Source organism: Kribbella voronezhensis (assembly GCF_004365175.1).
GTDB classification, from domain to species: Bacteria; Actinomycetota; Actinomycetes; order Propionibacteriales; family Kribbellaceae; genus Kribbella; species Kribbella voronezhensis.
Genome location: NZ_SOCE01000001.1, coordinates 2,426,466 through 2,445,474, shown reverse-complemented (window position 1 = coordinate 2,445,474; position 19,009 = coordinate 2,426,466). Strand labels below are relative to the sequence as shown.

The 19,009-nt window shown below is 68.6% G+C and carries 18 protein-coding genes; 9 read left to right on the top strand and 9 right to left on the bottom strand.

What is annotated here, in order from left to right; all coding sequences use genetic code 11:
* The first annotated feature begins 80 nt into the window (after nt 1-80).
* The gene (locus tag EV138_RS11045; RefSeq protein ID WP_133978349.1) at nt 81-1,007 is read left to right on the top strand and encodes an NAD-dependent epimerase/dehydratase family protein; all 927 of its coding nucleotides are present in this window, start codon (nt 81-83) and stop codon (nt 1,005-1,007) included.
* Here the strand turns inward: EV138_RS11045 and EV138_RS11040 are convergent.
* Nucleotides 1,004-1,666: a GNAT family N-acetyltransferase gene (locus EV138_RS11040; RefSeq protein WP_133978347.1), complete on the bottom strand. Its 663-nt coding sequence runs from the start codon at nt 1,664-1,666 to the stop codon at nt 1,004-1,006. The two genes, EV138_RS11045 and EV138_RS11040, sit on opposite strands and share 4 nt — an antisense overlap.
* A 107-nt stretch (nt 1,667-1,773) precedes the next feature.
* Nucleotides 1,774-2,931, bottom strand: a complete 1,158-nt coding sequence (locus EV138_RS11035) for a GNAT family N-acetyltransferase (RefSeq protein WP_133978345.1) — start codon at nt 2,929-2,931, stop codon at nt 1,774-1,776.
* 113 nt (nt 2,932-3,044) lie between these two features.
* Here EV138_RS11035 and EV138_RS11030 point away from each other — a divergent pair, with 113 nt between their 5' ends.
* Nucleotides 3,045-3,863 (top strand): DeoR/GlpR family DNA-binding transcription regulator, encoded by an 819-nt coding sequence (locus tag EV138_RS11030; protein ID WP_133978343.1) that lies wholly within the window; start codon nt 3,045-3,047, stop codon nt 3,861-3,863.
* 30 nt (nt 3,864-3,893) lie between these two features.
* Here EV138_RS11030 and galK read toward each other — a convergent pair whose 3' ends face one another.
* Complete coding sequence (gene galK / locus EV138_RS11025; protein WP_133978341.1) at nt 3,894-5,024, bottom strand: galactokinase; 1,131 nt, start codon at nt 5,022-5,024, stop codon at nt 3,894-3,896.
* Nucleotides 5,021-6,064 (bottom strand): galactose-1-phosphate uridylyltransferase, encoded by a 1,044-nt coding sequence (galT, locus tag EV138_RS11020; protein ID WP_133978339.1) that lies wholly within the window; start codon nt 6,062-6,064, stop codon nt 5,021-5,023. The genes galK and galT overlap by 4 nt, the downstream gene beginning before the upstream one ends.
* 132 nt (nt 6,065-6,196) lie before the next feature.
* Here galT and EV138_RS11015 point away from each other — a divergent pair, with 132 nt between their 5' ends.
* Complete coding sequence (locus EV138_RS11015) at nt 6,197-7,504, top strand: hemolysin family protein (protein WP_133978337.1); 1,308 nt, start codon at nt 6,197-6,199, stop codon at nt 7,502-7,504.
* A 1-nt stretch (nt 7,505) separates the two neighbouring features.
* On the opposite strand, the gene EV138_RS11010 is transcribed toward EV138_RS11015, so the two are convergent.
* From EV138_RS11010 to EV138_RS10995, 4 genes are all read right to left on the bottom strand, one after another.
* Nucleotides 7,506-8,810 (bottom strand): MFS transporter, encoded by a 1,305-nt coding sequence (locus tag EV138_RS11010; protein ID WP_133978335.1) that lies wholly within the window; start codon nt 8,808-8,810, stop codon nt 7,506-7,508.
* Nucleotides 8,807-9,412 carry an ArsR/SmtB family transcription factor gene (locus EV138_RS11005; RefSeq protein WP_133978333.1) on the bottom strand — a complete coding sequence of 202 codons (606 nt, stop codon included), beginning with the start codon at nt 9,410-9,412 and terminating at the stop codon, nt 8,807-8,809. The genes EV138_RS11010 and EV138_RS11005 overlap by 4 nt, the downstream gene beginning before the upstream one ends.
* Nucleotides 9,413-9,495: 83 nt before the next feature.
* Entirely contained in the window at nt 9,496-10,722 is a 1,227-nt protein-coding gene (locus EV138_RS11000) for a serine/threonine-protein kinase (RefSeq protein ID WP_238158063.1), read from the bottom strand.
* 24 nt (nt 10,723-10,746) lie between these two features.
* Nucleotides 10,747-11,574, bottom strand: a complete 828-nt coding sequence (locus tag EV138_RS10995) for an alpha/beta fold hydrolase (RefSeq protein ID WP_133978331.1) — start codon at nt 11,572-11,574, stop codon at nt 10,747-10,749.
* A 163-nt stretch (nt 11,575-11,737) separates the two neighbouring features.
* Here EV138_RS10995 and EV138_RS10990 point away from each other — a divergent pair, with 163 nt between their 5' ends.
* The gene (locus EV138_RS10990; RefSeq protein WP_133978329.1) at nt 11,738-12,121 is read left to right on the top strand and encodes a YciI family protein; all 384 of its coding nucleotides are present in this window, start codon (nt 11,738-11,740) and stop codon (nt 12,119-12,121) included.
* 58 nt (nt 12,122-12,179) lie between these two features.
* Here the strand turns inward: EV138_RS10990 and EV138_RS10985 are convergent, their stop codons facing one another.
* Complete coding sequence (locus EV138_RS10985; protein WP_238158062.1) at nt 12,180-13,169, bottom strand: N-acetylglucosamine kinase; 990 nt, start codon at nt 13,167-13,169, stop codon at nt 12,180-12,182.
* Nucleotides 13,170-13,426: 257 nt separating this feature from the next.
* On the opposite strand from EV138_RS10985, the gene EV138_RS10980 reads away from it, so the two are divergent.
* From EV138_RS10980 to ngcE (EV138_RS10960), 5 genes are all read left to right on the top strand, one after another.
* Nucleotides 13,427-14,224 (top strand): sugar isomerase domain-containing protein, encoded by a 798-nt coding sequence (locus tag EV138_RS10980; protein WP_133978325.1) that lies wholly within the window; start codon nt 13,427-13,429, stop codon nt 14,222-14,224.
* A gap of 24 nt (nt 14,225-14,248) precedes the next feature.
* Complete coding sequence (ngcE, locus tag EV138_RS10975) at nt 14,249-15,664, top strand: N-acetylglucosamine/diacetylchitobiose ABC transporter substrate-binding protein (RefSeq protein WP_133978323.1); 1,416 nt, start codon at nt 14,249-14,251, stop codon at nt 15,662-15,664.
* A 2-nt stretch (nt 15,665-15,666) separates the two neighbouring features.
* The gene (locus tag EV138_RS10970) at nt 15,667-16,656 is read left to right on the top strand and encodes a carbohydrate ABC transporter permease (RefSeq protein WP_133978321.1); all 990 of its coding nucleotides are present in this window, start codon (nt 15,667-15,669) and stop codon (nt 16,654-16,656) included.
* Nucleotides 16,653-17,546: a carbohydrate ABC transporter permease gene (locus tag EV138_RS10965; RefSeq protein WP_133978319.1), complete on the top strand. Its 894-nt coding sequence runs from the start codon at nt 16,653-16,655 to the stop codon at nt 17,544-17,546. The genes EV138_RS10970 and EV138_RS10965 overlap by 4 nt, the downstream gene beginning before the upstream one ends.
* Nucleotides 17,547-17,628: 82 nt before the next feature.
* Nucleotides 17,629-18,978 carry an N-acetylglucosamine/diacetylchitobiose ABC transporter substrate-binding protein gene (gene ngcE, locus EV138_RS10960; RefSeq protein WP_133978317.1) on the top strand — a complete coding sequence of 450 codons (1,350 nt, stop codon included), beginning with the start codon at nt 17,629-17,631 and terminating at the stop codon, nt 18,976-18,978.
* Nucleotides 18,979-19,009 lie beyond the last annotated feature (31 nt).

Sequence of the window (19,009 nt, the reverse complement as noted above, 5' to 3'; positions counted from 1 at the left end):
CCTGACCCTCGCATTGACGAAGCTTTGACGTACGGCGTCGGCGTGTACCGCGCTAGCCCACAACGCAAGGAGGAGACACAGTGCGGGTTGTCGTAGGGGCAGGTCCCGTCGGTACGGCGGTCGCAAAACTCCTTGCAGAGCAGGGCGAACAGGTCAAGGTGGTCACCCGGAACGGCACCGGTCCCGAGCACTCACGGATCGAGAAGGTCGCCGCCGACGCCACCGATGCGACCGAGTTGAGCCGCATCGCGGCAGGCGCCGGCACTCTCTTCAGCTGCGGCGGTCCGGCGTACGGCAAATGGGCCACGGACTGGCCGCCGCTCGGTGCATCGCTCATCGAAACGGCCCACACCACCGGCGCACTGCTGGTCACCACCGGCAATCTCTACGGGTACGGCGCACCGACACATCCGATGACAGAGCAAGACGAAGGGCGGCCGAACTCGGTCAAGGGCCGGGTCCGTGCAAGGCTGTGGGCCGACGCACTCGCCGCCCATCGCGACGGCCGGATCCGTACTGCGGAGGTCCGCGGCTCCGACTACCTCGGCGCGGGAGCAGCCTCCTTCTTCACGGTCGGCGTCCTCCCCGGCGTACTCCGGGGCAAGGCGACGTCGATCCCGGCCGACCTGGACGCACCGCACAGCTGGACGTACGTCGGCGACGTGGCCCGCACCTTGATCGCGGTCGCGGCGGACGAGAGCGCGTGGGGCCGGAGCTGGCATGTCCCAACCGCGCCGCCGCTCTCGGTCCGCGAGCTGGCGACGCGGGCGGCGGCCATCGCCGGTCTGCCGGCTCCCAAGGTGCGCTCGATGCCGCCGGCCGTGCTGTGGCTCGGCGGCTTGGTCAACAAGCAGGCCAGGGAGATCCGCGAACTGCAGTACCAGTTCCGGCGACCGTTCGTGCTCGACTCCTCCGCCGCCACGGAGAAGTTCGGCATCGAACCGGTCGGCACCGACCAGGCCCTGCGCGAAACCGTCATCCACCTGATGGCGACGGTTCCGGGCTAGGCCGAGCGGGCGATGACGATGTCGGCGACGACCTTCCAGCCGAGGCTGCGGTAGAGCCGCAGCCCGTCGATCGAGGCGATCAGGATGCCGCGTTTGGCGCCCTGGCCCGCCGCGGTCTCGACCAGGGACGCCATCACCGCACTGCCCAGCCCGCGCCTTCGGTGCGCCGGATCGGTCTCGATCCGGTCCGCCACCGCGTCCTCGCCGACCACGGCCATCCGGCCGCTCGAGACCACCCCGCCGTGCAGCGTGGCCCGGGTGATGATCAGGTCGGACTCGACCTCGGAGTGCAGCGTGTAGCGCTCGTTCACGGTCAGGGCGGGCTGCTCGGACAGCTGGATCGTCATCAGCCAGTCCTGCTCGCGCTGCACCTCCAGCCCGAGGTCCTCCAGTTGTTCGACCCGGGCCTCGCGATCGTCGGTGGCCAGCGTGATCCAGCCCGCGCCGCGGCCGCCGCCGGCGTTCAGCGCCAGCTCGGCGGCCCGCTCCACCCGCTCGGGTTTGTCGTCCGCGTCCAGGACGACGTACTCCATCGCGCGGTTGTCCTCCCCCGCGCGGACGGTCAGGATCCCGTCGTTGTCGTCGTCGACCTTGGTCCAGCCCCGCGACACAGACCACCCGGCCTGCCAGCGGCGGACGAGTTCCTCACGATCTCTCACTCGTCGATTCAACCAGTCAGAACGCCGCACGGCGAGGGGAAGATGTGTCGGGCGGCACCAATCGGTCGCATAGGGCGACCACTTCCCGCACGGATCGTTGCCTTTCCCTAACTTTCCGTCGCCGCGGCCGACTGCGGCCGGTCGGTCGCGAGGAGGTCGAAGCAGAGCAGGTTGTCGTAGCTCCCGTCGCGCCTGGGGCTCGCGGCGCGCGCCGTACCGGTGAGGGTGAAGCCGTTGGCGACGGCCACGTGCGCGGAGGCTGTGTTGCCTTCGGCAGCGAACAGCATCAGCCGCCGGCGGCCCAGACCGCCCTCGTCGATCGGCTTGAAGGCGTGCTTGATCGCGAGGCCGACCGCGGCCGACATCACGCCGCGCCCGCGGGCCTCGGGGTGCAGCCAGTAGCCGACTTCGCCGACGCTTCCGTCGATCCGGTTCTTCAGGTCGAACACGCTGACGTTGCCGAGCAGGTCGTCGGTCTCCGGATCCGCGATCGCCCAGGAGACTCCTTCGCCGCTGGCAAGGTTCTCCAACCGGCCCGTGATGAACGCCTCCGCGTCCTCGAACTGGTACGGCGACGGCATGCCGGCCAGCCAGTGCTGGGTCCGTTCGTCGTTGCACGCCTCCATCACGCGTTTGGCATCAGTACTACGAAGCGCCCGCAACCGCAGTCCGTCGCCTTCCAGCGTCGGCACCTGCCACCAGTGCCCGGCCGGCTCGGCAGCATCGTCCCGGCTCCGGGTGGCGATCCACTCGTCCTTCCGTACGCCGCGCGCGACCCCGCCGTCGGGAACCGTCACCAGACCGCGGAACCCGGCCTTCCAGGCGACCCGGCGAGATCCCCAGTTGCCGACGTACGCGCGCCAGATCACCCGGGTCCAGCCCTGTTCGAAGGCGTGGTCGACCGCCAGCTTCAAGGCTCTGGTCATCACCCCGTGGCCGCGAGCCCACGGCGCCACCGCGAACCCGACCTCACCGACGCCACCGTCGCCGGGCCGCAGGTCGATCGTGCCGGCGTACCGGCCGTCGTACTCGATCGCCCAGGCCCAGGAATTGCCGTCCCGCCAGCCGGCCGGGACGAACTCGGTGAGGTAGTGGACCGCGTTCTCCCGCTCGTACGGCACCGGGATCGTGGTCCAGCGCTGCATCTCGGGGTCCTGGCAGGCCTCGTACGCCGGTCCGATGTCGTCGGCGGTGTGTGCCCGCAGCGTCACCGTGCTGGTGTCACGATCATCGCGCAGTACGGGAACGTCCTCAGGGAATCGCATACCCCAGCCTCCCAAAGCCGCCGCTCGGCCAGCAAACAGATTTCGGGCCCGCACGGCACATAAATCAACGTTTTCGCACTGCAAAGGGGAGGAGAACCGCTTAGGCTGTCGCTGTGAGCGCAGCTGGAGTGAATGCCGAACCGTCCCGCGGCCGGGGCGGTCAGCTCGCTGCCCAGCGGCAGGCCACGATCGTTGCCGAGGTCAACAGCCGGGGCGCGATCACGGTCGCCGAGCTGGTCGAGCGGTTCGGCGTCTCGGACATGACGATCCGCCGCGACCTGGACGCGCTCGACTCCAGCGGCCTGCTGCACAAGGTGCACGGTGGCGCCACCTCGGTCGGGCTGCGCAGCGCGCACGAGCCCGGGTTCGACGCCAAGCTCACGCAGGAATCCGCCGCCAAGCACGCGATCGCCGCCGAGGCCGCCCGCCGGGTGCAGCCGGACAGCGCGATCGGCATCGGCGCCGGTACGACGACCTACGCGCTGGCCCGCCAGTTGCTCCGGGTCGAGAACCTCACCGTGGTGACGAATTCGGCCCGGATCGCCGACGTGTTCCACGGCAACGGCCGGTCGGATCGCACCGTCGTCCTGATCGGCGGCATCCGGACGCCGTCGGACGCGCTGGTCGGCCCGATCGCGACCGCCGCGCTGCAGTCGCTGCACCTCGACCTGCTCTTCCTCGGCGCGCACGGCGTCGATGCCGAGCACGGCCTGAGTACGCCGAACCTGATGGAGGCCGAGACCAACCGGTCCTTCATCGCCGCCAGCCGCGAGGTGGTCGTCGTCGCCGACCACACCAAGTGGGGCACGGTCGGCCTGAGCACGTTCGCCGGCTGGGGCGACCTGGACCTGGTCGTCACCGACTCCGGTCTGTCCACCGCCGCCCGCAAGGCGATGCGCGACACCAACTGCGAACTGGTCATCGCGTCCTGACGACGCCACCGGCGTCGCCAGGCGGATGGGTCAGGAGATCCGCGAGGCTCCCGGGGAGGGAGTCGCAGCGAGCGAGGTCGGTGCGGTGAAGCCGTGGTCGGCGAAGGCCTTCTCGATCGCGGCGAGAGTGGCGTCGGCGGAGTCGGCCTCGACCAGGGCGATGATGCAGCCGCCGAAACCGCCGCCGGTCATCCGGGCACCAAGAGCACCGGCGGCCAGCGCTGTGTCCACAGCGACATCGAGCTCCGGCACGGTGATCTCGAAGTCGTCGCGCAACGACACATGCGATGCCGTGAACAGCGGACCCACATCGCGCAGCCGGCCGGCGTGCATCAGCTCGACCGCCTCCTCGACCCGGCGGATCTCGGTCACCACGTGCCGCACCCGGCGGCGTACGACGTCGTCCGTCAACCGGGTGAGCGCATCGTCGAGCTCGTCGAACGCCACGGAACGCAGAGCCGGTACGCCGAGCTCGGCGGCGGCCTGCTCGCAGCTCTTCCGCCGGGCGGCGTACTCGCCGTCGACGTGCCGGTGCGGTGCCTTCACATCGACCACCAGCAAGGCGAGTCCGTCGGCCGCGGGGTCGAACGGGATCTGATCGGTCGACATCGCGCGGATGTCGAAGTACAAGGCGTGGCCGGCGGTGCAGCACATCGACGCCATCTGGTCCATCAGACCGACCGGCGCCCCGACGTAGGAATTCTCGGCCTTCTGCGCGAGCCGGGCGACCTCGGCCGGATCGACCTCGACGCCGCTCAATCCCAGCAGGGCAACGGCTGTCGCGCACAACAGGGCGGCGGACGACGACAGGCCGGCCCCCGACGGGAGGTCGGAATCGACCAGCAGGTTGGCGCCGCCGATCGGGTAGCCGGCCTCACGCAGTACCCAGGCCGCTCCCGCCGGGTACGCCGCCCAGTCCTCGACGGACCCGGGGGCCAGGTCGGCCAGCGTGAACTCGATGACGCCCGGCTGCCCCTTCGTCGCGACCGCGAACCGGCCGTCGGTGCGCGCGGAGGCGGTCACCACGATCTGGTTCGGCAGGGCGATCGGCATCACCAGGCCGTCGTTGTAGTCGGTGTGCTCGCCGATCAGGTTGACCCGGCCGGGTGCGCGCCAGGAGCCGTCGGGGGCGGTGTGGAAGATCTCCTCGAACGTGCTCACGAACCCACCTTCCGCAGAGTCTCGGCGACGTCCTCGGGCCGGGTGTCGCTGATGAACGCGCCCATCCCGGACTCGGAACCGGCAAGGTACTTGATCTTGTCCGCGGCCCGCCGGATCGACAACACCTCGAGGTGCAGGTAGCCGAGTTCGCGGTCGACGCGGACCGGTGCCTGGTGCCAGGCGGCGATGTAGGGCAGCGGATCGCCGTACAGGCCGTCCAGCCGGCGCAGTACGTCGAGGTAGAGCTGGGTGAAGTCGTCGCGCTCCGGACCGGACAGCTCGGAGATGTCGGCGACCTGGCGGTGCGGGTACAGGTGCACCTCGACCGGCCAGCGGGCGGCCTCGGGGACGAAGGCGGTCCAGGTGCTGTTCTCCGCGATCACGCGGGTGCCCTGTCGGCGTTCGGTGGCGAGGATGTCGGCGAAGAGGTTGCTTCCGGCAACGGTCTGGTGTTCGCGCGCGCGGTCCAGCAGGGTGCGCATCCGCGGCGGCAGGAACGGGTAGGCGTAGATCTGGCCGTGCGGGTGGCTCAGCGTCACGCCGATCTCGCGGCCGCGGTTCTCGAACGGGAACACGTGCTCCACGTCCGGTCGCGCGCTCAGTTCGGCGGTCCGGTCGGCCCAGGTCTCGACGACGAGCCGGGCCTGGCCCTGGGAGAGGTTGGTGAAGGACTGGTCGTGGTCGCTGGTGAAGCAGACCACCTCGGCCCGGCCCGGACCGGCGAAGGACGGGAACCGGTTCTCGAAGACGGCGACGTTGTAGTCGTGGTCGGGGATCTCGGTCGGGTTCCCCGGCTTGCTCGCGCACAGCGGGCACTGGTCCGCGGGCGGCAGGTAGGTCCGGGTGTTGCGGTGCGTCGCGTACGTGATCGTGTCGCCGGTCAGCGGGTCGATCCGCAGGTCGACCTGCGGCTTCGGGGCCGGCAGTCCACGGGTGTCCTCGAGCGGCACCCGGACGGCGGCGTCGGCGGGGTCGTAGTAGATCAGGTCCCGGCCGTCGGACAACTTGGTATCGGTCCGCCGCGCACCACGAATCGTCATGGAGCGATCATAAACCAACAGATTCAAACATGCATCAAAGGACCTCCCGCCGCTACTCTTGATCGATGGACGTCGCCCTACTCCCGCGTCCTCTCCCGTTCTGCCGGAGAGGACGCTAGGAACTCCCAGCCCATGAAAGAAACCCTGACCAACATCGTCCTGATCTTCGTCTTCGTGCTGATCGGCGGCGTGTTCGCGGCCGCCGAGATGGCCCTGGTCTCGCTGCGCGAGAGCCAGCTCAAGTCGATCGCGCACCGCGGCAAGCGCGGCGAGACGGTGGCCCGGGTGGCCGCCAACCCCAACCGCTTCCTGTCCGCCGTGCAGATCGGCGTCACCCTGATGGGCTTCCTGTCCGCCGCCTTCGGTGGCGCGACCCTGGCCGACGGGCTGTCGCCGCACCTGCAGGACCTCGGGCTTCCCGATTCGGTGGCCGACACGGTCGCCCTGATCCTGATCACGATCGCGATCTCGTACGTGTCGATCGTGCTCGGCGAGCTGGCGGCCAAGCGACTCGCGCTGCAACGCGCGGAGACCTTCGCCCTCGGGCTGGCTCCGCTGGTGGACCGGATCGCCTCGGCCGCCCGGCCGGTGATCTGGCTGCTGTCGAAGTCGACCGACCTGGTCGTCCGCGCGCTCGGCGGTGACCCGAACGCCAACCGCGAGGTGATGTCCGACGAGGAGCTCCGCGACCTGGTCTCCGCGCACGAATCGCTCGGTGAGGAGGAGCGCCGGATCGTCGACGACGTGTTCGAGGCGGGTGGCCGGCAGTTGCGCGAGCTGATGCTGCCGCGGACCGAGGTCGACTTCGTCGACGCCGAGATGCCGGCGTACAAGGCGGTCAAGTTCGCGGCGGAACGGCCGCACTCGCGGTATCCGGTGATGAACGGGTCGGCCGACGACATCGTCGGGTTCGTGCACGTCCGCGACCTGTTCGACCCCGCGGTCGCGACCCGCTCGGTGCGGGTCGGCGACCTGGCGCGCGACGTGCTGATGCTGCCCGACACCGCGAAGCTGCTGCCGACGCTGACCGAGATGCGGCGCCGGAGTACTCATCTCGCGATCGTGCTGGACGAGTACGGCGGTACCGCGGGCATCGTCACGATGGAGGACCTGGTCGAGGAGCTGATCGGCGACATCAAGGACGAGTACGACGAGGACTCGACCGAGACGACCCGGTTGCGCAGCGGCGACATCGAAGTCGACGGCCTGCTCAACCTGGACGACTTCGCCGACGAGACCGGGGTGGAACTGCCCGACGGCCCGTACGAGACCGTGGCCGGGTTCCTGGCCGCCCAGCTCGGCAAGGTCCCGGCGGTCGGCGAGGAGGGTGCGGTCGACGGCTACAAGATCACCGTCACCGAGATGGACGGCCGCCGCGTCGCCCGGGTCCGCGTCCATCGCGTCGCGCCGGCCGAGGAGACCGCACCGCCCACCGAGTGAATCACCTTGCGTCCGACGAACCGAGGGGTAGGACCTCTGGCTGTCCGGCGGCGGTCAGGGGTTCTTCCTGGTCGGCCATCGCGTCGATCAGGAGCCGGCGACGGGCCAGGACGGCCAGGCCGCCGACGAAGAAGCCGAGGCCCTGGAAGACCAGGACCGGGATGACCCCGACGAGGTCGCCGAGGACGCCGGCCGCGACGGTGCCGACCAGCACCGCGAGCCCCTCGGCGGCGAAGAGCGCGCCGAACACCCGGCCGCGCGAGGCGTCGCCGGTGAGCCGCTGGAGCACCGTCATCATCCCGGCGATCAGGAAGGCGCCGGGCACCCCGACCAGGATCATGCAGACGAACGCGGGTGCGACGCTGTGCCAGACCAGCGGATAGCAGAACATCACCAGGTCGATCAGCCCGAACAGCACCGCGCCGACGCCCCACATCTTCGCCGCCGAGAACCGCGATCCCACGGCCGCCGCGATCAGTCCGCCGACGATCCCACCCACCGCCTGCGACGACGAGATCAGTCCGTACGTCGTCCCACTGCCGCCCAGCTCGGTGCTCACGAACGGGGCGAACAGGGTGCTCATGGCTCCCTCGCCCACACCGGTGACGAGTCCGAAGACGAAGACCAGCCGCAGTGCCGCACCGCCCACGCAGATCCGCAGTCCCTCGATCCATTCCGTCTTGATCCGCTGTACGGCGCCGGTGGTCTTCTCCACCACGATCTTGTTGCCGCGATGGCGGACCGCGAACAGCAGCCCCATCGCGGCCAGATAGGTGGCCGCGTCCGCCATTGCCAGCAGGGGAATCCCGCCTGTCGCCGCCAGTACGCCGCCCAGCGCCGCGCCGATCAAGCGGGCGATGTCGCCGGCCTGGCTGTTCAGAGCGTTCGCGGTGACGAGCTGGCGGGTCTCCACCAGCAGCGGCACGAGCGCCTGCTCGGCCGGCCGGAAAAATTGCTGGAGGCAACTTTGTGCGAGGACGACCAGGTAGACCACCCAGATCGTGCCGCCGTCGTGCACCAGCAACAACGGCAGCAGCACCAGCGCGTGCAGCAGGTTCGTCACGATCATCGTGCGACGCCGGTCCCACCGGTCGACGAAGACGCCGGCCAGCGAGCCGAGCAGGAACAGCGGCAGGAACGACGAGAGCAGCAACCCACCGGAGGCCAAGGTCGATCCGGTCAGGTCGTACACGTAGTACGCCAGGCCGATCCGCAGGATCCAGTCGCCGGTGAGCGAGATCAGCCCGGCGCTCAGCACGAGCCGGTAGTCGCGTTGCCGGGCGAGCACCTCCCACAAGTTCTTCATGAGCCGGTCTCGTCGGGAGCGACCGTGACGATGCGGGTGATGTCGACCAGCCGGCTGCCGGGCGGCCGGGTGGACTTGTCGTCGATCGGCCGTTCGTCGACGTAGCGCTGCAGCAGTCCGCTGATCTGCTGCTCCAACTCGGCCAGCTCCTCGCCGGTGAGGTAGATGCCGGTGTGGCCGATTCCGGCGTTCTCCCACCAGATCTGTTCTTCTCCGGCGCGCCGCTGCTGCCAGTCGGCCAGCGCGCCGAGTGCCCGCTCGGCGATCAACTGCTCCAGTACGTCGGCTGCCGCGGTCGCCTCCGGGCTCAGGCCCACCTCGCGCCACGACTGCGAGGTCGAGACCAGCCGCCAGGGCCGCTCCCGGTTGTCCTTGCCCGGCGCCGGTTCGACGAAGTCGTACTTCGCCAGCTGGCGCAGGTGGTGCGAGGCCAGCGCCTGGCTGATCCCGAGCCGGCGGGCCGCGTCGGCCGCCGTCAGCGGACCTTCCTTGCCGAGCAAGGCCTGCAGATCCAGCCGGACCGGGTGCGCCATCGCCCGGATCGCCAGGGGATCGTCCAGCAGCCGCCGCCGTCGCGGGTCCTCCGCAGATTCCAAAGACATGCTTGGAATATGACGCGCAGGTCACCCGATGTCAAGCCGTTGCTTGGAATGTCGGGTCCCGGCCGCTGTTCGAGCCGTGAGGGTCAGTGCTTCTTGGTCGGCTTTTCCTTGGGTTCCTTGGGCGCCTTCGTGTTTCCCTTGGTCTTGCCCGGTTCCGCCGGTCCTTTGGTCGACCGGCTGGTGGCCGGCGGTTTGGCCGTCCGGTGAGTGGCCAGCACCGAGGCTGTCGGCCGCGGAGTACGGACCGTGGGCGGATGAGTGGTCACCGCCGCCGGCGTAGTACGGGGTGTGGACGGAGGGGTCGACGGCAGGAGATCGGTCGCCGGAAGGTTGCCGAGATCAGGCCCGAGGAGTACGGCGAGCGCGATCGCGGCGGCAGCGGCGGTCACTGCCGCGGCACCGGCCAGCACACTCCGCCTGGACCCACCGAGCACAGTGGCCGCGACGGTCGGGGCCTCCTCGGTCCGCGGTTCGAGCGGGGCGATCTCCACGCCCGACGCGATGTCGGCCGCGCTCGGCCGCTGGTCCGGGTTCTTGGCGAGCATCCGGAACAGCAGGGTCTCGCAGGGCCCGGCGAGTTCGGGGCGCAGGCCGCTCGGCGGCGCCGGGTCGACCTCGACGTGCTGATACATGATCGAAGCGGGGTCCTCGGCCATGAACGGCGGGTGGCCGGTGAGGAGCTGATAGAGCACACAGCCGAGCGCGTAGACGTCCGAGGCCGGTCCGGCCGGACGGCCGAGGGCGCGTTCGGGAGCCAGGTAGAAGCTGGTGCCGACGACCTGGCCGGTGGCGGTCAGTGTGGTGGTGGTGTCGGCGAGGAAGCGGGCGATGCCGAAGTCGGCGACCTTGACGGTGCCGTTGGCGCCGAGCAGCAGGTTCCCCGGTTTGATGTCCCGGTGGACGATGTTCTCCCGATGTGCGGCGGCCAGTCCCGCCGCCGCCTGCCGGACGATGTCCAGCGCCTGATCCGCCGACAGCGGGCCGTTCGACCGGAGTTCTTCCGCGACCGACCGGCCCTCGACCAGTTCCATCACCAGGAAGTAGCCGTCGTCGTGCTCGCCGAAGTCGAGGGCGGCGACGACGTGTTCGTCGCTCAGCAGGGCGGCGGCATGCGCCTCCCGGCGGAAGCGCGCCGCCGCCTGGTCGTCCTGACGGTTGGGCAGCAGGAACTTGACGGCGACCTCGCGCCCGAGGAGTTCGTCCGTACCGCGATAGACGGCACCCATTCCGCCGCGGCCGAGGGGCGGGCCCAGCCTGTAGCGCTCAGCAACCAGCATCGGCCCCTGGTACCCACCTCCTGCCGGGGCCATGCGGTTCAGCTCCAGGGCCCTAGCTCACCTGTGGCCGGCCAGCCACGGGAGGAGGACGCCGACCTCGTCGAAGATGGTGAAGTGACTGGCCTCAGGAGCCAAGCGCAGCTCGGCAGTCGGGCAGTGTGCGGCCAGCCAGGCGCCGTGGGAGGCCGGGATGATGCGGTCCCGTTCGCCGTGCAGTAGCAGGATCGGGGCCTGGATCGTGACCGGGTCGCAGCCCCACGGGGTGACATAGGAGATGTCGTCGTCGATCAGACCGTACGGACCGGCGTCGAGCCCATGGCTCGCCACCGAACCGAGCCAGCCCCATTCGCCGTCGAAGAGCGCGAAGTCGTCCTTGGTGAACTCCGGGTCGTATTCGACACCGGATGCTTCGTGCGCGGCCTTCACGTCACGTCCACCCAGGGCCGCTCGCAGCGAGGCGACGCCCGACGGAACCATCCCGTCGAACCAGTCGAGCCCCTGCACGCCGTACGGCGCGATCGCGGCGAGGGTGACGGCCGCGGTGACCCGCTCGCCCAAGGTCGCGGCGCAGCCGAGCGCGTACGAGCCGCCGCCCGAGTAGCCGGCGACCGCGAACCGGTCGATCCCGAGCTCGTCGGCGACGGCGGCCGCGTCGTACGCGACCGAGGCCATCGTCCGGCCGGGGGCCGGCGAGGAACCGCCGTACCCGGGCCGGTCGAACGAGATCCAGCGGATGCCGAGCCGCTCGCTCTCCGCGAGCAGTGGCGCGGGCGGCGCCCCGAGGTTCGGCGTGCCGTGGTTCCAGAAGACGGGCAGGTCGCCGTTGCCGGTGTCGTAGACGTGCAGGGTGCGGCCGTCGCTCAACCGCAGGTCGTTCTCTTGCATGGCGTTCACCTTAGGGTCGGTCCGGGTGTGTCAGCCCGTACGTCGTACTCGCGTCCGGCCGGTCGACATTCGGCCGCTTTCCGCGAAAACCGCGCGTTTGTCGAGATGGTCCGCGGGCCTCCGACCTCGGCTGCAAGGATCCACTCGACCGAAAGGACCTGCCGTGAAGTACTTGTTGTTGATCCACAGCAACCCGGTGACCTGGGGACATCCCTCCTTCCTGCACGCCGAGGAGGGGATCAAACTGCCGAAGTCGGCCCGTGCGGCGCTGACCGCGCAGCTCGACGGCCTGATCGCCGAACTCAAGGAAAGAGGAGAGCTGGTCGCCCTCGAACCGCTCGCCGCGCCCAAGACCACGAAGGTGGTCCGCGTCCGCGAAGGCGTCCGGGCGATCACCGACGGCCCGTACTCCGAGGCGAAGGAGCAGCTGGCCGGCTTCTTCCTGATCGACGTCGACTCGCCCGAGCGAGCCGAGGAGGTCGCGGCCCGGATTCCCGAGGCGCAGTTCTTCGCCGTGGAGCTGCGCCCGATCGACGACCTCAGCTGACAGCACCACGACGACTCTGTACTACGGGCCGGCCGCCCCGTAGTACAGAGAGGTGGAGCTAGCTGACCAGGCGGGCGTGGTTGGCGCGGGTGGCCAAGGCCGGGTCGAGGGCGCCGAGGGCCAGCCAGGTCGCGCCGCCGACGCCGTCGCGGGCCGTCAGTACCTCGCCGTCGAAGTGCTCGTGAATGTTTTGCCGAAGCAACCGGCCTACCGGAGACGATTCCCCGGCCACACTGCCGGCCAGCACCAGCGGGCCGTTGTCCGACGTTGTCCTGAGCCGGCTAACCGTTTCTATGAGCAGTTCGGCTGCGCGTTTCACCAAGGCCTGGGCGGTCTTGTCGTCGGCGTCGTAGGCCGCCACCACCGTGCGGGCCAGTTCGGCCAGCATCACCGGTGGACGGTTGTTGACCGTGCGAACCAGCTCGTCACGCAGGTTGTCGTACCCCTCACGCTCCGCAGCGACCCGGATTCCGGGGTCGGTGAGAGTGGCCGCCACCACGGCTTCGCCGAGGACGCCGAGCGGTTCACGCAGATCGATGGATTGCAACACGCTGCGCATTGCTTCCCGGCCGAGCCAGAAGCCGGATCCGTCGTCGCCGAGCAGCCAGCCGTGACCGCCGACGGTCCGGACCAGCGCGTGGTCGTGGACCAGGCCGACATTGCTGCCGGTCCCGGCGATCAGCACGGTGCCGTCCGGCTCGGGCGTCCCGGAGGCGAACGCGACCTCCAGGTCACCGATGTACTTCGGCTCGCAGACCAGTCCGGCCCCGCTCCAGGCGGCCTCGAACCGGGCCCCGATGTCGGGGTTGGACAGCGCCGGGCCGCCCGCCATACCGATCACGGCCGTAGAGACCAGCCGGGGGTCGATGCCGTCCAGAGCCTGGTGAATCGCCTGACCGAAGTTGGCCGCGGCGCTCGCCGGGTGGCTGGTCGGATTTCCGCCGGCCGCGGCCCCGCGGCCGATTACGTTGCCTTCATGGTCCGCGATCACGATCCGGGTGGAGGTGCCGCCGAGGTCGCCGCCCAGGACCAGTGCGGAGGCTGGCATCAAGACCACTGGATCCCCAGGTTCGGGGACCGGGCGTTCGAGCGACATAGGCAATGCTCCAAACTGCTCATAAGAGGCTAGTCGTGAACAACAACAAGCAAGGTCACGCAACGGTCCCGATCTGGAGGGAAGAGTGAGATGAGCCTTGACTTTAGCTGCCAGGTGAGAAAAGTTCTGTCCAGCAAACCGCAAACTTGCGCACTTGTCGGCACCAGGAGTGTCGCGGCGAACACATTAGTCGAGGGGTGGGGCCTCTGATGGCCAGCACGACAGACGGCAGCACCAGCGCCGACGGGGCGAACCCGGGCGTGAGTGCGCAGTCCTATGTTCATGCGCTGACGCCGATCCTGGCGGCTGTGACCGAGCAGGCCGACGGCCCGATCCAGGCCGCCGCGGATCTGGTCACTGCCTCACTGCGCGCGAACGGCGTCATCCAGGCTTTCGGCTCGGGCCACTCCGAAGCACTCGCGATGGAGATCGCCGGCCGCGCCGGCGGGCTGATCGCGACGAACCGGATCGCGCTGCGCGATCTGGTGCTGCTCGGCGGCGAGCCACCCGAACTGCTCCGCGACGGCGAGCTCGAGCGCAACCCGTCGTACTCGCGCAAGCTCTACGAACTGTCGGCCGCCCGCCCCGGCGACCTGTTCGTGATCGCGTCGAACTCCGGCGTGAACGGCTCGATCGTCGAGCTGGCCACCGTCGTGAAGGAAAAAGGACACCCGCTGATCGCGATCACCTCGCTGCAGCACACCAGCGGGGTCGACTCGCGGCATCCCTCGGGGAAGAAACTGATCGACTTCGCCGACGTGGTGCTCGACAACCATGCGCCGTACGGCGATTCTGTGCTGGAGCTACCCGACGGCGGCAAGGTCTGCGCCGTGTCGTCCATCACTGCTGCGCTGATCGCGCAGATGCTGGTGGCCGAGGTACTGCGACGGTTCACCGAGGCCGGCGAGACCCCACCGGTCTACCTGTCCGCGAACATCCCGGGCGGCGACGACCACAACCACGCCCTTGAAGCCCAGTACGCCGGCCGGATCCGTCGTACTGCTTGAAACACTCCTTGGAAGGCGGGACCAATGACCACTCCCAACATGTCGCGGCGCCTGTTCCTGCAGCGCGCAGCGGTCGGCACCTTGATGGCGACCGGCGGCAGCACGCTGCTCGCTGCCTGTGCCAGCAGCGGCAGCAACGACAACGGTTCCTCCGGTGGCGGCGCCGACAAGACGGCGGACAACCCGTTCGGCATGGCGGACAAGGCGACCGTCGACGCGGTGATCTTCAACGGCGGCTACGGCTACGACTACGTGTCGTTCGCGGCTGACATCGCCCAGAAGAAGTTCGCGGGTTCGACGTTCAAGGTCGCCCCGTCGACCCAGATCGCCCAGCAGCTGCAGCCGCGCTTCGTCGGCGGCAACCCGCCGGACCTGATCGACAACTCCGGCGCGAACCAGATCGGCTTCAACACGATCCTGGACCAGCTGGCGACGCTGGACGACGTCTTCGAGGCCAACAACTACGAGGGCACGAAGATCGCCGACACCCTGTACCCGGGCGCCAAGAACCCGGGCACGTTCGACGGCAAGTTCGTCGCGATGAACTACGTGCTCACGCTCTACGGCCTGTGGTACTCCGACAGCCTGTTCAAGGAGAACGGCTGGGAGCCGCCGAAGACCTACGACGCGCTGCTCGAGCTCGGCGCCAAGGCCAAGGCGAAGGGCAAGTACCTGTTCGTCTGGGGCAAGGAAGCCGCGACCTACTACCACACCCTGGCCGTCGACTCCGCGATCAAGGAGGGTGGCGACGAGGTCCGGCTGGCGCTGGAGAACCTCAAGGACAAGTGCTGGTCGCTGCCGCAGATCCAGGGTGTCTTCAAGGCCATGGAGACCATGGTCAAGAACGGCTACTTCGTCCCCGGTGGTGCCGGTACGCAGTTCACCGCCGCCCAGGCGAAGTGGAGCAACGACCAGCAGGCCATCCTCTACCCGTCGGGCTCGTGGATCGAGAACGAGATGAAGAAGGCCACCAAGGCCGGCTTCAACATGAAGGGCATCCCGGAGCCGACCCTGACCGACAGCCCGAAGCTGCCGTACGAGTCGCTGCGCAGCGCGGCCGGTGAGCCGTTCATCGTCCCGGCCAAGGGCAAGAACGTTGCCGGCGGCAAGGAGCTGCTGCGGGCCATGCTGTCCAAGGAGGCGGCGACCAACTTCGCCAAGACGCGGCTCGCGCCGACCATCGTCAAGGGCCTGGTGCCCGCCGACGGCTTCGGTTCGACCGCGCTGCAGTCGCAGACCGCGATGCTGGACGCGGCCGGGACGAACATCTTCGACTACCAGGTCTTCGGCCTGTACGGCATGAACACCGACCAGCTCGTGGTCTGGAACTCGTTCCTGTCCGGCCAGAGCGATGCGGCCGGCCTGACGAAGGGCCTGCAGCAGATCACGGACAAGGTGCGCAACGACAGCTCCGTCAAGAAGATCCCGGTCAACAAGTGACCATGACGCCAGAGGTAGTGCCGGACGGCGGACCCCAGCGGTCCGCCGTCCGGCGGCGCCGGCCACTGACCTTCGACCGGATCAGCTTCATGGTCGTCTTTCTCGGCCTGCCGCTGGCGGTCTTCGTGATCTTCGTGGTCTCGCCGTTCGTGCAGGCGCTGTGGTACTCGCTGACCGACTGGTCCGGGTTCAGCTCGAAGATGAACTTCGTCGGCTTCGACAACTACGTCAGGCTGTTCCACGACGACATCTTCCTGAAGGCCGTGCGCAACAACGTCGAGCTGGCGGTCGTCGTGCCGATCGTGACGATCGTGCTGGCACTGACCCTGGCCACGCTGGTGACGATCGGCGGCTCGGGCACCGGGACCGTTCGCGGACTGCGCAACTCCGGCTTCTACCGGATCGTCTCGTTCTTCCCGTACGTGATCCCCGCGATCGTGATCGGCCTGATCTGGGCGCAGGTGTTCACCCCGAGTACGGGCATCCTGGACGCGTTGCTCTCGAAGGTCGGGCTGAAGGGATTCGCGGACTACGCGTGGCTCGGTGACGCCCGGACCGCGATGCCGGCCTCGATGTTCGTGATGATCTGGGGCTTCGTCGGCTTCTACATGGTGCTGTTCATCGCCGCCATCCGGGGCATCGACCCCGAGGTGTTCGAGGCGGCCCGGATCGACGGCGCCGGCCGGTTCCGGACAGCGGTGTCACTGACGCTGCCGCTGATCCGCGACAACGTGCAGACGGCGTACGTTTATCTGGGCATCGCCGCCCTCGACGCCTTCGTCTACATGCAGGCGCTCAACCCGGGCGGTGGCCCGCAGAACTCGACCCTCGTCATGCCCCAGCAACTGTTCACCACGGCCTTCGCCAAGGGCCAGTTCGGTTACTCGACGGCGATGGGCGTGATCCTGGCCGCGGTGACCATGCTGTTCGCGCTGCTGGTCTTCTCCGTGAACTGGCTGACCGGCGGACGTGACCGGAAGGTACGCCGATGACAACAACTACCGCCGACCGGGCCGAATTCGTCGCCGACTCGCGCGTGCCCGGCAAGGGATCGCGGGAGGGCAGAGGCGTCGCGACCACCGCCCACGTGGCGCTGATCCTGTGGTCGCTGCTGGTGATCCTGCCGCTGGTGTGGACAGTGCTGTCCTCGTTCAAGTCGACGCAGGAGGTGCTGGGCAACCCGCTGTCGTTGCCGGGCAAGCTGCGGTTCAGCAACTACGCCCACGCTTGGACGACGGCCGGTATCGGCCGCTACTTCACCAACACGGTGATCGTCGTCGGCTGCGCTCTCGTGCTGGTGATGATCCTCGGCGCCATGTGCGCGTACGTACTGGCCAGGTTCACGTTCCGCGGCAACCGGCTGATCTACTACAGCATGCTGGCCGGTCTGACGTTCCCGGTCTTCCTGGCGATCGTGCCGCTGTTCTTCGTGCTGAAGAACCTGTCGCTGCTGAACACGCTGCCAGGGTTGATCATCACGTACGTCGCGTTCGCGCTGCCGTTCACCGTCTTCTTCCTGCACAGCTTCTTCAAGGCGCTGCCGGGCGAGATCTACGAGGCGGCGCAGATCGACGGCGCCGGCGAGTGGCGCACGTTCTTCTCGGTGATGTTGCCGATGGCCCGGCCCGGGATGGCGTCGGTCGCCATCTTCAACTTCCTCGGGTTGTGGAACCAGTTCCTGCTCCCCGTCGCCCTGAACACCGACTCGAGGAACTACGTGCTCTCGCAGGGCATGGCGTCGTTCGCCTCGCAGGCGGGCTATGCGGTGGACTTCGGCGCTCTGTTCGCTGCCGTGGTGATCACGGTCGCGCCGGTGCTGGTCGTCTACATCATCTTCCAGCGTCAACTCCAGGTCTCCGTCACCGCCGGAGGCGTGAAGTAGCCAAGACGTGACGCTCGAGTAGCTTCACCTGCAACTCGCTAGCCCTCGCCAAATGCACCACGGCGGGGGCTAGTCTGCGTTCGTGCTCAGACGCCGAACCGTGTTGCAAGCAGCCTTGGTGGCTGCCCTGGCGGCCGGGTGTTCTTCGGAGAAGCCCGTGGCGGGGCCGGTGCGGTCCGCCGGAAATCCGTTCGGGGTCGACGAGACGAAGCCGCTCGAACTGGTGGTCGCGGAGGACTGGGGTGGCTACGGCGCCGCGGCGTACCGGAAGAAGTATGCGAAGGCGGTGGTGACGAGTACGCCGACCAAGCAACTGAAGGACCTGCTGGAATCCCGGTTCGCCGCGGGGAGTCCGCCAGATGTTGTGTTGAACGTCGGCCCGAAGGCGCTGCCGACCGGTCACCTGGTCGCGGAGAACCAGCTCGAGAACCTCGAGGAGTTGCTGAAGGCACCTTCCTGGAGCGACGAGAACGCGACGATTCAGGACGCCTTCCTGCCAGGCCTGCTCGACGCCGGCCGGTACGACGGGACGTTGCGCGCCCTCAACTACATCGCGACCGTCTACGGCTTCTGGTACTCGGCCCTGCTGTTCCAGCAGAAGAACTGGGACGTCCCCACGACCTGGCCCGAACTGCTTGCCCTGGGCACCGAGATGAAAGCGGCCGGCGTCGGCCCGTTCGCCTACGCGGGCGTCCATCCGTACTACGTGTTCGAGGCGGTCCTCACCCTCGCGGCCAAGACCGGCGGCCACGACGTCGTCAAGCGGATCGACAACCTCGAGGACGGCGCCTGGAAGGACGAGAGCGTCACCCGGGCGATCACCGCGTTCGGCGAGCTGGCCCGGCGCGGCCTGCTCGCGAAGGGCACCACCGAGCTGGATCACCTCGCTTCCCAGACGCTGTTGATGAAGTCGAAGGCCGGCCTGCTGCCGTGCGGGAACTGGCTGGAGAACGAGATGAAGCCGGTGATCCCGGCCAACTTCGGGCTGAGCGTGTTCGGGATCCCGCCGCTGGACACCTCGGCGGCCCTGCCGCGCGGCCTGCACGTTGCACCCACCGCGCCGTTCGTCGTACCGGTGAAGGCCAAGAACCCCGAGGGTGGTTTCGACTACCTCCGGGCGATGCTGTCCGAGGAGGTCGCCGCGCAGGTGACCGCGGAGAGCAACCAGTTGACCGTAGTACGAGGTGCTGCTGACGGGCTGGAGATCGGTACGGCGCTCCGCTCCGCGCGGGATCTGCTCACCGCCGCGGGGGATCAGGTCATCACCTGGTACTTCGCCGACTGGTACCCCGAACTCGGCAGGACGGCCGGGGAGGCAACCGGGCAATTCCTTGCCGGCGGCATCCGGGCGGACGAGTGGACGGCGCGGATCCAGGCCGCGGCGGACAAGGTGAAACAGGACCACGGGGTGACCAAGTACCACCGGGACTGATCGGCATGAGTTAGGTTAGGTATACCTAACT